This window comes from Veillonella parvula (assembly GCF_032550495.1).
In the GTDB taxonomy this organism is placed as follows: domain Bacteria; phylum Bacillota; class Negativicutes; order Veillonellales; family Veillonellaceae; genus Veillonella; species Veillonella parvula_G.
Window position 1 is genome coordinate 493,294 of sequence record NZ_JAWFZJ010000001.1, and the last position, 14,094, is coordinate 507,387.

17 protein-coding genes are annotated in these 14,094 nt (G+C 39.8%); all 17 read right to left on the reverse strand.

What is annotated here, in order from left to right; genetic code table 11:
• Positions 1-20: 20 nt before the first annotated feature.
• Complete coding sequence (locus E6X37_RS02400; protein ID WP_316689439.1) at positions 21-1,055, reverse strand: baseplate J/gp47 family protein; 1,035 nt, start codon at positions 1,053-1,055, stop codon at positions 21-23.
• Positions 1,048-1,476: a DUF2634 domain-containing protein gene (locus E6X37_RS02405; protein ID WP_316689440.1), complete on the reverse strand. Its 429-nt coding sequence runs from the start codon at positions 1,474-1,476 to the stop codon at positions 1,048-1,050. The genes E6X37_RS02400 and E6X37_RS02405 overlap by 8 nt, the downstream gene beginning before the upstream one ends.
• Positions 1,473-1,895 (reverse strand): DUF2577 family protein, encoded by a 423-nt coding sequence (locus E6X37_RS02410; protein WP_316689443.1) that lies wholly within the window; start codon positions 1,893-1,895, stop codon positions 1,473-1,475. Before E6X37_RS02410 ends, E6X37_RS02405 begins: the two co-directional genes overlap by 4 nt.
• On the reverse strand, positions 1,885-3,033 hold the full coding sequence (locus E6X37_RS02415) for an XkdQ/YqbQ family protein (protein WP_316689445.1): 1,149 nt from the start codon (positions 3,031-3,033) through the stop codon (positions 1,885-1,887). Before E6X37_RS02415 ends, E6X37_RS02410 begins: the two co-directional genes overlap by 11 nt.
• Positions 3,033-3,743, reverse strand: a complete 711-nt coding sequence (locus tag E6X37_RS02420) for a hypothetical protein (RefSeq protein WP_316689447.1) — start codon at positions 3,741-3,743, stop codon at positions 3,033-3,035. The genes E6X37_RS02415 and E6X37_RS02420 overlap by 1 nt, the downstream gene beginning before the upstream one ends.
• Complete coding sequence (locus E6X37_RS02425; RefSeq protein WP_316689449.1) at positions 3,743-6,487, reverse strand: phage tail tape measure protein; 2,745 nt, start codon at positions 6,485-6,487, stop codon at positions 3,743-3,745. The genes E6X37_RS02420 and E6X37_RS02425 overlap by 1 nt, the downstream gene beginning before the upstream one ends.
• 171 nt (positions 6,488-6,658) lie before the next feature.
• Positions 6,659-7,021, reverse strand: coding sequence for a phage tail assembly chaperone (locus E6X37_RS02430; protein WP_316689450.1), 363 nt, complete (start codon positions 7,019-7,021; stop codon positions 6,659-6,661).
• 17 nt (positions 7,022-7,038) lie between these two features.
• Positions 7,039-7,494 (reverse strand): phage tail tube protein, encoded by a 456-nt coding sequence (locus tag E6X37_RS02435; protein ID WP_316689451.1) that lies wholly within the window; start codon positions 7,492-7,494, stop codon positions 7,039-7,041.
• Between the two features lie 16 nt (positions 7,495-7,510).
• Positions 7,511-8,641 carry a phage tail sheath C-terminal domain-containing protein gene (locus E6X37_RS02440; RefSeq protein ID WP_316689452.1) on the reverse strand — a complete coding sequence of 377 codons (1,131 nt, stop codon included), beginning with the start codon at positions 8,639-8,641 and terminating at the stop codon, positions 7,511-7,513.
• Between the two features lie 4 nt (positions 8,642-8,645).
• Positions 8,646-9,113 carry a phage tail terminator family protein gene (locus E6X37_RS02445; protein WP_316689453.1) on the reverse strand — a complete coding sequence of 156 codons (468 nt, stop codon included), beginning with the start codon at positions 9,111-9,113 and terminating at the stop codon, positions 8,646-8,648.
• A complete protein-coding gene (locus E6X37_RS02450) occupies positions 9,106-9,471 on the reverse strand; it encodes an HK97 gp10 family phage protein (protein WP_316689455.1) in 366 nt (121 codons plus the stop codon). Before E6X37_RS02450 ends, E6X37_RS02445 begins: the two co-directional genes overlap by 8 nt.
• Positions 9,472-9,473: 2 nt before the next feature.
• Positions 9,474-9,836: a hypothetical protein gene (locus E6X37_RS02455; RefSeq protein ID WP_316689457.1), complete on the reverse strand. Its 363-nt coding sequence runs from the start codon at positions 9,834-9,836 to the stop codon at positions 9,474-9,476.
• Positions 9,829-10,227 carry a head-tail connector protein gene (locus E6X37_RS02460; protein WP_316689458.1) on the reverse strand — a complete coding sequence of 133 codons (399 nt, stop codon included), beginning with the start codon at positions 10,225-10,227 and terminating at the stop codon, positions 9,829-9,831. The genes E6X37_RS02455 and E6X37_RS02460 overlap by 8 nt, the downstream gene beginning before the upstream one ends.
• A gap of 12 nt (positions 10,228-10,239) precedes the next feature.
• Complete coding sequence (locus E6X37_RS02465) at positions 10,240-10,473, reverse strand: hypothetical protein (protein WP_316689460.1); 234 nt, start codon at positions 10,471-10,473, stop codon at positions 10,240-10,242.
• Positions 10,474-10,483: 10 nt separating this feature from the next.
• Positions 10,484-12,388: a minor capsid protein gene (locus tag E6X37_RS02470; RefSeq protein WP_316689461.1), complete on the reverse strand. Its 1,905-nt coding sequence runs from the start codon at positions 12,386-12,388 to the stop codon at positions 10,484-10,486.
• Between the two features lie 10 nt (positions 12,389-12,398).
• The gene (locus E6X37_RS02475) at positions 12,399-13,406 is read right to left on the reverse strand and encodes a major capsid protein (protein WP_316689462.1); all 1,008 of its coding nucleotides are present in this window, start codon (positions 13,404-13,406) and stop codon (positions 12,399-12,401) included.
• A gap of 16 nt (positions 13,407-13,422) precedes the next feature.
• A complete protein-coding gene (locus tag E6X37_RS02480) occupies positions 13,423-14,061 on the reverse strand; it encodes a phage scaffolding protein (RefSeq protein WP_316689463.1) in 639 nt (212 codons plus the stop codon).
• Between the last annotated feature and the right edge of the window lie 33 nt (positions 14,062-14,094).

The following is a 14,094-nucleotide window of genomic DNA, read 5'->3' on the forward strand; positions in this document are numbered from 1 at the left end:
GGTCCTTAAAAGGTTAAAAATCATAGAACACTCACCTCGCCTAATACCGCTAAATCATCAACCGCTAACTCGATTGATTTAGTAGCACCATTAATCGTTAAGTTCGTATAGTCAGTTACTCCGGCATCTAATACAAGGCTACCGATTTTCGAATACGCAACTTTCAATAACGTTGTATTCTTAATGTTTTGTCGTTCAATGTCGATTAGGTATGCTTTGACTAATTCATTGAATACCGATTGATTAAAATCACCTTCCGGCTTAACTGTAATATTGATTGTCTTAGGCGTAACAGTCGTTACCGTTACCACCGCACCCATAGGGCGTACAGTTTCAATATAATTAGTTACCTTGTTAATAATTTCTTGCGAAGCTGGACTAAACTCACTATTCACAATAATTACTTTAACAGTACCAGCGCCGTTCCATACTGGAAGCACTTTAGCACCACCAACACCACCAACAGACATCGCCCACTCATAATAGTGAGTTGCGTTTCCGCTAGTGCCAGGAGTTCGAACATGGTTCAAATAACGAGTTCTTAATTCGTCGTCGCTTTCTGCGTTAAACCCATCGCCTATAGGCTCTGTATTATTAACGCTCATAATACCAGGAATAGACATTGGAATAACTGTTACTGATTGTGCTGTAACGTTGCCGCCTATGCCACCTTCAAGGGCTTGCACTTTAACGTTTGTTGAGTTATTAACTTGTACTGTTTCGAGCGTTTCAAATAAAACACCGGTTTGAGTTGCGAATTGACTGCCCTTTGGTAGAGTTCCGTTACCTTTGACAGTAACATAACCAGTCGCCTTAGTTGCTTCTTTACGAATGACCCCACTTTCGGCAGCTCGCATGGTTAAGAAATCGCCATAAGCTGTATCACCAAATGCTACCTTGTACAACTCGCCTAATTCAACATAAGTTTTCATAAACTCAATAGCATTAGATGAAAATACATCGTATTCGAATGTACCCTCAAATTTACTATAAGGCGATGTGCATTGTTCCTGTAAATCTTTTAATATTTCATCGCTAGTTGGAATGTTAAACATTAATATTAAGCCCTCCATATACTGTGGTTAATTCAACGGAACACTCTACCTTATCGCCGTTTTCATCGAATGTAATACTATCAATAGACTTGATATAAGGGTTAACCATAAGACATTCAACGATAACTCGCCGTAGTTCGCTGTACCGTTCATTAACACTCATAACCTTTCCTATAAAAGGCTTTAATTGAATACCATAACGAGTAGAATATGCCAAGTATTGATTGCGTTCCGTCATTAAGGCTTTGTATACCCAAACTTTTAAGGCATCATCACCAGTTACTTTTATTCGATTACCATTAGCGGTGAATTTGAATGAGTTCTTATCGAAGTCCCAATCGTATTCAACGAATAACGGAAGCTCCTTGCTTTGATAAGCGTTAATATTTGTTGAACCGGCGAATGGATATTCTGCACTCATAGTTTCACCACCTTTTGACCGATATAATACAACTGTTCACCTTGTGCATATACTGGGAATACGGTTACTTCATCACCCACTCGTAACGTATCAGTCATGATAATCGTATCAGTATAATCGTTATGAATTTCATGTGTATGACTTTCAAATAACGCTAAGCCACCACCACCGGAGCGAGGCTGTGTTTCACTTATGATGTGGCCTTTTGCTTCTCTGTAGTGGTCCGGTTTCCAGTAGTCGTTAAGATATATCTGTTCATTTGTAATGTCGATATTATCAACACGAATAACAAGATTAGGGAATGGTGATGTAACAAGTCCAATTCGCATGCCCATTGGCTGTTCATCTTTTGCTATGCCGTGAATAGTATTAACCATTTTCGCCATAGAATGTGCAGCACTCGGAATATCATTCGGCATAATGTATTTCTACCTTTCTTTTCGTTGACTTTCTAGTAGACCTTCGACCTTTACCCTTAGGAGTTTTCCCTTTTTTGTTTTTCTTTTTCGCTTCACGTTCTAAGCGTTTCTTTTCCTTCGCTTCTAAGGAATGGTCTACCTTTTCTTTCGTCATTAAGTTTTCAAACTCGATTTCGAGTTTCATAGTATGCTGTCCGTTTTCGAATTTATGCGTATCGCTTTTTATCCAAAACTGACCGCTTAACTGTGTAATCACATCTTTAATTTCAACCGAATACGAGGACAAGGCGTCATAGTCGCCTAAGCAGTCAATAACACCAGTACGTTCAGGACCTTTGAATATGTCCTTAACTTCCTCTTGCGTGTTTTTGTTTTTGCTTTCCTTGTATACAGCTTGTATCATGGAATACTTCTGAATTTGGTCGTCCTTGCTTTCATATCGAATTAAGTTACCTTTATCATCAACAATCATGACTTTATTAATCATGTTTTCGATGCTTTCCTTATAGGATGAGTCTGTAATATTACGATATTGGTCGATTACAAGGCCTTCGATAACCGACCCTTTTTCTATGACGTCGAGTTCATCGCCCTCCATCATAGCTTGATATTTTTTGTTGGTCTTTTTAGCCGCTTCCGTGTATGCCATGAGTATGATTTGATAACCTGACTTGTTATTGGCGATAAAAGTTATTTTTTCGCCGGTTTCAGCGAGGTTACCTACTTTAATACCCATTTCCTTGCAAACAGCCTTTGTAATGTCCTCAGCGGTCATATTTGTGAATTTACGAGTAGTTTTTGATTTACTCAATATAAACATATTGTCATAACACGTTACCGTGATTGTTGATGCGGAGGTTTTACGTTCAGTGCAGTATATATTACCAACGAACTGCAACTCGTTATCTTCTGAATATGCTTTTACAGTTTCACCAATGCCAAGTGCATATACAGGCCAATTAGGGTCGCGAGGCTCTTGCGTGTACACAAATTCAAGCTTTCTTGCTGCCTGAATACGAGAACCGCTCCATGTCGCATTATTAGCCAAGTGTGATATATCGTTTTCGACTGGAACTTGCTTATCTTTGCCAGTCTTTTCATCTTTAACTGTTTTAGTTCCGATGTGTTTAATAATCATCACTTAACCTTCAACTTTCTTAACTGACTTAAATTGTTAATCGCTAAATTCTTTAAGTCGTTAGATTGAATAATACGTTCATAGTGTTTATAGTTGCCGTATGCTTTTTTGGCAGCATCTAAAATATCTGCACCCTTATTATGTAGCGTTGCGGTGCTAGGCTTATTGTTGATTGTAGGTCTATCTTTAAGACCTGTTACATCATCAACAGCCTTTGCATCGTCCGCCGTCATAGAGGTGTTTAAATCTTTATACGCTTTAAGACTGAGCGTGTAATATAAATCGCCTGTATTTTCTTGCTTCTTCCAAGGGAATGCCATAATAGCCATCATTAAATTAATAGGGCCATCGCTAACAATGACCCTAATCGGTTTCTTTGATTCTTTCCACTTGTTAATTAAAGCAACAATTTCAGCCGGCTTACGTTTATCACCTACAATGAATGGATAGTCTTTAGCTGGAAGAAAACTTTCGAAAGACAAGGTAATTAGTTTAGGGTTACCAAACAATAACGCTTCACCTATTTGAGTGATGTTAACGCTTTTATTATCCTGTTCATTACCTACTTCATACTTTGTTGGAGTTACTGGCAAGACCAATCGTTCATCGCCTTGTGAGAGTATCACTGTAGGATAGTTATTTCCGCTCTTACCTAAAATCACAGATAAAAGCGATAACGCTCTACCAATACCGCTGATTAATTTCGCCATTATACACCTCCATAATTTACTTCCGCACTTTCAAGCATAGAGAATAACGAATGTGCTATGCGGTCAATATCTGCTTCTTCACGAACAACGAATGTATTTCCACTGATAGAGTATTGGTTAACAGAGTTATTACTGCTTAAACTATCCGCAATCATCTTTTCAGTTGTTGCATGTGGATAAATTCGACTACCGTTCGGCAAGTCTACAATTTCACCGCCACGTTCATTAATTTCAGTCCAACCGCCACCGAAATGACTTGTACCAGTTGCATGCCCTGGAATACCTGTTGCTTGTGCACCTCGTGCTTGAACAGCACTTAAAGCACTTCCAATAGCACTAAATACACCACTCGCTGCACTTTTAATAGGGCTCCATACATTTTCATCGAACCAGTTAGCAACGCCGGCCCATACACCTTTAATGCTTTCCCATGCTTCACTAAAGAAGCCCTTAATAGCTTCCCACATGCTACTCGCAGCACTAGAAATAGGTTCCCATACATTACCAATAAACCAATCAACAGCCGGACCAAAGATAGCAACGATACCGTCCCAAGCAAAGCCAAATATTCCGGCTATAGTATTAATCACCGGAGCACATGTCGCTACAATGTCATTCCACTTTTGGCTGAACCATTCAGTTAAACCTTCGAGGTTACTTGTAATGCCGTCATAAATTTGTTGTGCTACTTCTTCACCGAATATAGCACCACCGATACCACCTACAAGGCCACCGATAGCACCGCCAACGGCAGTTCCTACACCAGGAGCAATAGAACCTAAGGCAGCACCACCCATAGCACCTAATTTCGCTCCAGCCAAGCCACCGGCAAGACTACCACCTAAACCAACACCGGCACGAGCTTTATCATCGCTTGTCGCAATATCATAAGCACCCATAGCCAATGCCAAAGGAACAGCTATTTTACCACCAACTTTTGTCAAGTCGTTACCTAATTTACTTGCACCGCTTTTTAATTTACCAAAACGGCCACCACTTTTAGGTTTAGCACCTTTGCCACCACCTTCAACTATAGGACCGCTTGAACCCATTCCAGTCATATTGCTTGCATTTACAGTTACATTTAAGGCTTGAACGGTCATATCACCTACTGTGCTGTCCGCACCAGTTCCGGCTCCACCACCGCCTTTTAAACCTTTAAATAAACCATACGCACCTTTGCCGATTTTAAATGCACCAATACCGCCAACGGCTAATGCTGCAGCTGATAAGATAGAGGGTAGACCTTCCATTTTAAGCGTTTGACCTACTAACTCTTTAATAGCGGAAGTTATTCCGTCAAGTACGCTTCGAATGGTAATACCGTTAGTTTCAAAGTTTTCAGTTAAACCTACGAACCAGTTGTCGATACCTTGTACAATATCTCTGAAACCGCCAATGCTACCGCCCATTAATTTCGTAGTGAACGAGTCCCAATCGCCGGATAATTGTTCTAAATCACCCTTTAGATTGTCCATGCGAATTTTCGCCATTCGTTCGGCAGCACCGCTCGAATTGTCGATTGCACCAGCTAACTTATCGAAGTCTTCGTAAGGCGAATTAACCAATGCGAGCAAGCCTGACATAGCTTCTTGACCGGCAAGCATACCAGCAACGGCCGCTTTACTATCCGGAGATAGTTTCTTCATGCCTTCGCGAATGTCGGCGATAATATCCCTAAATGGTTTCATCTTACCATTCGCATCTAAGATGTTTAAGCCTAAAATGTCCATTGCTTCGCCGGACTCTTTGGTCGGTTTAACTAAACGAGTCATCATCGCTCTTAACGCTGTACCAGCTTCTGAACCCTTAATGCCCTGGTTAGCCATAAGACCTACAGCAAGTGCAGTATCTTGTACGCTGAACCCTAATGCACCGGCTACTGGTGCAGCATATTTGAACGTTTGACCCATTAAAGCGACGTTGGTATTTGAGTTAGTGGCTGCTGCCGCTAACACATCGGCAAACATAGCAGAATCTTTCGCTTGTAAACCGAATGCAGATAAGCTGTCAGTTACAATATCGGAAGTCATAGCCAAGTCTTCGCCTGATGCGGCCGCCAAGTTCATGATACCGGCGATACCGCCTATCATTTCATTAGTTTTCCAGCCGGCCATACCCATATATTTGAACGCTTGTGCAGACTCTAAGGCACTGAATTTAGTATCGGCGCCCATTTGAATTGCTTTTTCATTCAACTTTTGGAACTCGTCCGCCGTAGCACCTGAAATAGCTTTAACCGCTGACATTTCTTCTTCAAAGTCCGCATAGCCTTTTACGGCGTCGAATATACCAAACCCAATGCCGGCCATTCCAGCCATTTGCATTGTAGTTCCAAGCATAGCACCGCTAAGTTTATTTCCAGCACTAGACATAGCACCGGCCATATTTTGCTTAACGTTAACTGTAGCTGTGTATACCTTACCTTTAAAAGTATTGAGTTCACTTTTAATCTTTTGGACTTTAGAAGTAGCTTCATCTTTTGCGTCAATCTTAACTTTGATATTGCTACCGGTACGCTTTAACTTTGACAATTCGCTTTCGGCTTTTTTGGTTGCGTTTGCTATTCCTTGAACGGAGCTAACAGCACTACTCATGCTTCTATCAACACCGGCCATCGCAGGAGTAACAGCATTGGCAGATTTAGTTAGATTTTGCGTTGATTGTTGCGCCTTTTTAACTGCATTGGTAAACCCTTTATCGTCAAGGTACAGTTCGACGCCTAAACGTTCTTTATTATCCACCTAATACCTCCCTTATAGCTAATTTAGCAACTTCCACACGTTCTTTCCTTTCCTTTTCCATAGCCACATGACAAAGGAGTTTTTCCATTAAGGACAAACTAAAAAAGTATTCAAACGTATGACCTTTTAAAACTAAGTAGGCGGCCGTAGCCGCCTCCCAGTCTTCTTCTATTACTTTTTTGCTTCGTCAAAGATAGCGTGGTCTAATTTTTTACCAACGCCAACAGACTCAATCAAAACTGTGCTAATAGCTTTAATTTCACCGAATTCGAATAACTTACCTACAATGTCCATAGGTTCGGCGCAATCATATGCTTGTTGCAAGTCTTTGTCCTTTAAGTTAGGTTCGACGATACAGTTATAAACGATGTATTCATCGTTATCACCATCTAAACCTAATGCTTCTGTCATAAGTAAAGTCGTAGGCTTTTTAGCTACGACTTCACCCAAGGATGTTTCGATTGTTAGTTTTTGACTTTTACGAGCTTTAATTTCTTCGCGTTTAGCAATTAATTCGTTAATAGATACAGACATTGTTATGTTCCTTTCAATTAATCAATAGATTCAATGTATTGTAAATCTTCCGGTGTAAAGCCGAATGGAATATCAGTTTCAACAACTTTGCCTTTTTCGAAGTGTAAAGGAGTTAATTTGTTAAACCATACATTATCAATAGAAATGCGTTCCTTTTGGCCGTCCACTGCATCAGGGTCGTCCAATAAGCCTGTAATCACGGAACGAGGGTCATGACCGGCGCTCCATGCTTCATGCAACTTGCGGAAGTTTCGATTAATAACGTTTTTAATTTTGGCAGTACCTTCGCCTTTAAGGGAAGTGATTTTACTGTCAACAGAGTTACCGATGATAACGTCTTCACGTTGTGCTTCGATTGTACATTCGAAACTTTCAATTTCGAACACTAACTCACCGTCAAACCATACTTTGCCATGAGAGCCGTTCCAACGACGGCGACCACGATATTTTACATCTTCGCTTGCTCTTGCCATTTATGTTTTCCTCCTATTACATTGTGAAACTAATTTTAAGGTCTTCCATAGCGTCAACGAATTTAACTGTACCAGCTAAACCAACTTCGGAACCTGTGTTATATTCGCGAATATCCATGACAGACATTTTAGAAATATCTTCGCCTTTGATGATGGCGTAGTTCTTTTGGAATTGTTCATCAATATCTACATTATTTTTAGCTCGAGCGTCAAGTACGTTACCGGCTAATTGATTGAAGTAAACCATAATGGCTGCCACAAATAGCATTTTATGGTCGTAGTCGTTGATATATTTACCAACATAGAACTTTTTAAAGGTATCGCGAATATCATCTGTAACCATATCAACACCTTCAATAATTTTGATTTTACGGAATTCTTGACCTTTGTCAGTTGTGAACGTTTGCAAGGAGTTGCAAGCACGAGCAATCTTAACACCTTCGCCGTCCTCTTCATCGAATAAGTGCAATTCGCCTTTATCGATGCGGTCGGTTAAGTCTTCGTACACTTTCACAGATTCAACTTCGGTTAATTTGTAATAAGTAGCGGAGCGGTCGAGTGCAAGTCCAGCTAAGATGCCAGCAATACGAGCAGTATATTCAATTGGAGTATACGTTTTATAAGTTGTTCGGCCTTGTGTATCTTGACCGTTAGGAACTTTAATTTCTTCTGTGCAGAAGTTGATAACACCGTCATGGTCGGCTGCCACGCTACCTACTACCGCTTTTACAGTTTTACGACCATTGTTGCGTTCTGCTTTGATGTAGGACGCCAAATCTTGTTGGTCTTGAACTGTACCAGTAGGAGCGGCGATATAGTTAAAGCGAGTATGTTTTAACTGTTTTAACAAAGTCGCTTGCGTGTTTTTTGCACCTTGTACAGTTGTTTTTGGTAATGTGTATACCAATACACGCAAAGGTGTTCCGTCCAAGCATTTTTTAATTAAATCAGTTGTAGCTTCATCGAACGTTCTGTCAGGAATTTCGCTGATATCAGAGATTTTGTACTTGTTAGATACATCGGTTGTTTCGCATTTTAAAATCAATGCTACAACGCCACGAGCGGAACGCTTAATAGCAGTTACACCCTTTGTTTTAAAGTCGATTAAGACTTGCGGTAAACCGAATTTTTCTTGTTCGTTTGGCATTTAATTATTCCTCCTCGGTTAAATTAGAGCCGTTAAGGCTAAATGAAAGAGTATTAACAAGTTCACCACGAACAAAGTTAACTTCCTCGTCCGTGAAAGCGTCGTTAAACTCGAGATTAAAAATGAAGTGCGATACTTCATCTATAAATGTATGTTCAAAGTCGTTAATGGTGATATATCTATCATCGACTTTCAGTACAGGTCTAAACACACACTCTAAGCTATCACTCATTTCGTATAAGTCCGCACGTTTGATGCGGTTGTTCTTATCTTCCATAGCTCGGAATGTAATATCGACTTGAACCGTCCTTTCAAAGTAGTTGTAATCACCAACGCCACTATGAACGAACATTTCAATATAAAAATAAGGTGCATTTGACTTTTCAACGTTGTCAAAATACACCTTATAATTCGGATATTTGTTTTTCAAAAGGTCAACTAAGGCCTTTTGAATAGTTCTTAATTTAAGCATCTATCAAGTTCCTTAGTATCTTTCTTGTGTCATTTAAAAATTTATTTTTACGCTGAACTGTAGAACGATGTAACATCTTATGCCCTTTGACAAAACCGCCTTTCGGTGTTCTGTGTCCATATTCAATATGGTTAGCATATTCAGTATTGTTGTATACCTCAATGGAGTTATTTTGCGGTTCAGTACGCTTCCAAGCGTTACGAAGTGTACCAGTATCAACAGGAGTTTTCGCCTTTGTGTCGGCGATTAATAACTCCGCTTGTTGTTGTAAAAGCGTATCGATATATTCAGGATATAACGATAAAATCTTCTTCCACTTGAAATTTAACTCCATGAAGCCGTTAACCTTTGCTCCCATAGTTAAGCCTCATCATCACGAATTAACGTGATTTCCTGGTGCGTTGTGTACTTAAAAGGACTATCACATCGCATGATAAATGTTTGGCCTTGATGATTGATTTTGACAATATCATTCGCCATGACATCATAATCAACTGGCAAGGATAATCTTAATTTATCCTTTAATGTGAATACGCTGTCAGTAGTAACACCATTCATGCTAGTCTGTCCAGTTTGTCCTAATTTACAAGGAACATCAACATACACATCAACGACGTCGAACACATCCGCCCCTATATCGTCTGTGGTGGCTTGTTGCCGTGAAATGGTACATGTATCTTTGTACATAATATCTGCAAGCAGTTTTCCGTATACATTAGCCATTCGACCACACCACTTTTCTATATAGATTTAATTTAGTGCGAATGCTTTCAAAGTCTTTTTCACTAATACACCCAATAGGGGATATATCAGTAACAGCCCAGGTAAATTCAACGTCATTTTCTTTCAAAGATTTTAGCGGTCCATGTGTATCGCCGTATTTGTCTTTGATGTACTTTGTAGCTAATTCGGCAGCCGTATATACAAGCGTTCGAGGGAAGTTCGTCCTATGGCAATAGTCCATACAATCAAGAACAAACTTTTCGGCGAACAGCGTTATATAATCGGCGCAATTAACTTCATTAAGACTATCAATCATAGATATTAAACGGTTAGTCGTTGATATAACCAACGCAACCGCTTCATCATATTCTAAATATTGAACGTTACCCAAAGTTAATCTCCTTTAATAATGGACGTGTTCCCACATGTCCTCGTCAAATTGTTCAAGCGGTTCATCGTTCGCAATAGCAGAGGCAAGCATTTTAGTGCTATCGTTCAATTCCTCCGTTGAAATATCACCAGGACTAAGTACGAATACTCTATCCAATGAGTTTTCACCAAAGATTGATTTGTACGTTTCACACATGCTATTGAATTTAGTTAAAGCGTCAATAAACGCTTTATCTTTATCCGTCATAGTAACACTCCTATACAGTTAATAACATTCCAATAATGAAGTGCAAATACTCCTCATCGTCCTTTATAGTAGACCAAATAGGTTTACCTGTTTTGTAGTCCCAGCCTTTATACTGGCCGTTTTCGTTAGGTTCAAACACACTTTCAAGCCCCATACTTAAAACTTCGGTTCCACCAGTCGAATACGTTTTACCTATATAAGGGCTGATGAAGTTATCCCTTTTAGCTTCTTCTTTTCCATAACAACTCATATTAAAGATTTTGTTTAACCTTTCCGCTTCCTCGCCTTTGGTTCGCATTTCTACGAACTCATTAGACAAACGGCTTGCATCCTTGTTAAAAAATTCCACCATATGACCTATTTCATGGAATGGAGTTGTTTTACGAACACCGTTCATATTAATTGTTATGTACTTTTCAGGGTTGTCGATTTTAGCGTATTTCAACGGTTGACCAGTAACGGCAGCTTCACCAAAGAAATAACCACGCTTAATCTTGCGAGTGCTAATGCCTTTATTGTTATCCTTTAACATACGACCCCAGTCGCTCGGATATACATTAAACGCACCTTGTAACATTTCTTTATTTTTCTTAACGCTACCTTCCGCCCAGGAGCTATTAGGAATTTTATATCCAACTTCACGATATTGGGATACTACCTTTACCAATTCATCTTTATTACCTATCAAGTTAATAATATCATGTTTTTGGTTAGCTAACTTCCCAATATTAATCATATCTTGCGGAGTCGCTTTTGACATGTCGAGTTTAGATATTTTGTCCTTCAAGTCAATCTCTTTAGGCTTAACTGGTTTCGGTTGTTTAGGCCGTTCGGCCTTTTGTTCCTCTCGCCAATCGGCGAACGTTTTTGTTTTATCAACGTAAATCGCTTTCCATTCGTTATAGTTCATATTGCGTGGTACTTTTTGATATTGTACTCGCTCCCCTTTAGAAGTTGGTTCAGTTTTAGCAATACGAGAACCGCTAGTCGGTTTCTTATTACTAATAGCACCAGCAATCGTTGACCTACAACGAGGATGAAGCGGAGGAACGTTACTACCTACTTCGGCTTCACTAATCGGATAAATATTATTATCGTGTTCCCTACAAATAGAAGATGTACGCTTATCCATTGTTGCGATGAATTGAAAGTATTCCATATCAGAGGAACGCAACGAATCTAAGGTTGATTGATTATGAACATAATTTAATTCCGTTCTAACCAGTCTTACAGCATCATTTTTAGATACTCCCATTCGCTCTTGCACTTCTTTCGCCAGTTTATTAACTGATACACCGCGATGAACACCATTAACAACAGTATCTTGAATGGTACGAGCCAACTTTTCACCGTTGGCCCATATCCTTTCACTATAATTCTTGCCACTCCACGGAGTTCGCAAGACCTGTTCCACTTGTTTATTATCAACAACTACATTTAAAGGACCTTGTCCTTTCTTTGCCAATTCATAGGCAGAATGCAAGCGATTATCTTTGTATGCTTCTTTTAAAAAGGAGGACATGACATTGTCTGTATTTCGATTTAACTTATCAATTTCAATAAGTGTATCGCTGTACAATTTATCTAACCTTGAAATGCGCGAACGCATTGAAAGGGCATTTAGTTCAAGCATAATCTTAGGGTTGCCAGTCTTTTCAAAGTCTGCCAAGTATCCTTCGACGTCCTTTCGCCAAGTCCTAAATTCAGTTCCGTTGATTAATTTACGAGCATCGGTCATGCTTAGTCCGTTATCAGTGGCGAACTTTCCGTAAAGTTGTTCAATGTTTGCTTGTAGCCGTTGGGCGGACCTTTCATATTGAGCGGCCAACTCTTTCTCGATTGTTTCACGGCTCTTTTTGTTCCATTCATCTTCACGTTCAACAGCACGCCTAGCCCAATATGAATTAGTCCCCATGTTTTACCCCTTAGCCTAATTTATGAACAAATTTAACAATGCGAATTTGTTTAGATTCGTAAACACGTTCCCAGTTACCGCCGTCTTTCAATTCCGCACGAGATACAGATTCAGCATTGGCACGAGTTTTATTAGTCCATTTTACCCCACGAGGATGCAAGATGAACGCTTTACGAGAAATCAAGTAATCAATACCGGAGCCTTTACGTTTATCACGGTCAACTTCCGCTGGAACCATACCAACAGGAGAACCTACACCATACGCAATCGCACCTTCACCGAACAAATAAGTTGTGTATTTGTCAGTTTCAACAGGGCAACCATCGTCAACAATTACACGACGGCCCATGTAGTAATCAAAGGAAGTCGCATCAGATTGACGGATAGTTTGAATTAAGTTCAATTTATCAAGATAAGATTTTGTAGCGGAGTGCATAACAACTGCTGTTAAAGAGTTACGAGCATCGCCCATAAGTTGCATTGCGTCAATGAACGCTTCACCGGAGAATGCTGCGGCTTTGCCAGTTTTAGCAGAAATATCCAAGATATGGTCGGACATTGTAGTGGCAGCGAATACACCATTAAGGATATTCAATAATTCCTTTTGATGGTCTCTAGCCCAAAAACCAGCTACTAAATCACCAATAGCGGACATAGGGTCAGTTCCGGATAATTGAGCGGACAAGTCAGTTGCGCCCCACATTTTCGCACGGCGAATGGTTGTGGAAGCATCCATTTTAGAACCGATTTTATCGGCAGTTAAGTCAGTACCTTCCACCACGTTTTCAGAGTCGCCAGTCAAATCAGTGAAGAAAGGCATGTTATGAACTTGTGCTGGTTCAGATGCAAGCATATCGAATTGGGCATCACGAGTTGCGATACCGGAAGAGAAAATAGCGGATAATTCGCTTGTACGGCGTGTTACATAATCAACGAATAACGGTGTAGGGTTAATTACGTCTTTCAATGCAGTTGCTGCGAATGTTTGCAAGTTAAAAGAAAAGTTTTGATTTGGCATTATTAGTCCTCCTAATTTAAATCAAATTGTCAATAGATACACCGGCTTGTGCTGCAAGCGTTTTAGCTTGTGCAACGTCGGTTTTAATAAGTTCTGCTTGTTGCGTTAGATTGTAATGTTCCTTGCTGAAAGGGTTTACCTTAGGCGTACCTTCACCCTTGTTAGGGTCGTATTTGAATTTAGGTTCGCCTTGTGGTTTAAACAAGAACGCTTTATTCTTTTGCAAGTCTTTTAGTTGTTCATCTAAACCAGTTACTTTACCATCTTCAGCAAGTACAAGTTTAGATTTGTCAATCAAGTTAGCTACGAGCTCTGCATCTTGTGCGCTATCACCAATCGCTAATTGAACCGCGGTACTCAATTTTAATGCTTTTAAATCTTCGGCAGCTTTTAAAGCGTTCGCTTTATTGTCTGCTTGAAGTTTTGTGATTTGGTCTTTTAACGCTTGTACATCGCCTTCGCTATCCTTTAATGTTTTCAACTGTTTATCTCTATCAGCAACAGCAGTTTCTAAGGTTTTCTTTTCCGCGTTGACCTCATTAAAACGCGACTTTGGAACATATTCACCATCGAGAAATTCTTTAAATTGTTTAGTTGCATTGTCGATGTTATCCTCTGCAACTCCAATTTTTTCTAATAGTTCCTTGAATGTCATATGCTTTACTCCTTCCGGTTTTTACCGTGGTTT

Bases quoted from the DNA above. Each gene is read 5' to 3' on its own strand.
- E6X37_RS02400 (WP_316689439.1), bottom strand. From the start codon at position 1,055: ATGTTTAACATTCCAACTAGCGATGAAATATTAAAAGATTTACAGGAA.
- E6X37_RS02405 (WP_316689440.1), bottom strand. From the start codon at position 1,476: ATGAGTGCAGAATATCCATTCGCCGGTTCAACAAATATTAACGCTTAT.
- E6X37_RS02410 (WP_316689443.1), bottom strand. From the start codon at position 1,895: ATGCCGAATGATATTCCGAGTGCTGCACATTCTATGGCGAAAATGGTT.
- E6X37_RS02415 (WP_316689445.1), bottom strand. From the start codon at position 3,033: ATGATTATTAAACACATCGGAACTAAAACAGTTAAAGATGAAAAGACT.
- E6X37_RS02420 (WP_316689447.1), bottom strand. From the start codon at position 3,743: ATGGCGAAATTAATCAGCGGTATTGGTAGAGCGTTATCGCTTTTATCT.
- E6X37_RS02430 (WP_316689450.1), bottom strand. From the start codon at position 7,021: ATGTCTGTATCTATTAACGAATTAATTGCTAAACGCGAAGAAATTAAA.
- E6X37_RS02435 (WP_316689451.1), bottom strand. From the start codon at position 7,494: ATGGCAAGAGCAAGCGAAGATGTAAAATATCGTGGTCGCCGTCGTTGG.
- E6X37_RS02440 (WP_316689452.1), bottom strand. From the start codon at position 8,641: ATGCCAAACGAACAAGAAAAATTCGGTTTACCGCAAGTCTTAATCGAC.
- E6X37_RS02445 (WP_316689453.1), bottom strand. From the start codon at position 9,113: ATGCTTAAATTAAGAACTATTCAAAAGGCCTTAGTTGACCTTTTGAAA.
- E6X37_RS02450 (WP_316689455.1), bottom strand. From the start codon at position 9,471: ATGGGAGCAAAGGTTAACGGCTTCATGGAGTTAAATTTCAAGTGGAAG.
- E6X37_RS02455 (WP_316689457.1), bottom strand. From the start codon at position 9,836: ATGGCTAATGTATACGGAAAACTGCTTGCAGATATTATGTACAAAGAT.
- E6X37_RS02465 (WP_316689460.1), bottom strand. From the start codon at position 10,473: ATGACGGATAAAGATAAAGCGTTTATTGACGCTTTAACTAAATTCAAT.
- E6X37_RS02470 (WP_316689461.1), bottom strand. From the start codon at position 12,388: ATGGGGACTAATTCATATTGGGCTAGGCGTGCTGTTGAACGTGAAGAT.
- E6X37_RS02475 (WP_316689462.1), bottom strand. From the start codon at position 13,406: ATGCCAAATCAAAACTTTTCTTTTAACTTGCAAACATTCGCAGCAACT.
- E6X37_RS02480 (WP_316689463.1), bottom strand. From the start codon at position 14,061: ATGACATTCAAGGAACTATTAGAAAAAATTGGAGTTGCAGAGGATAAC.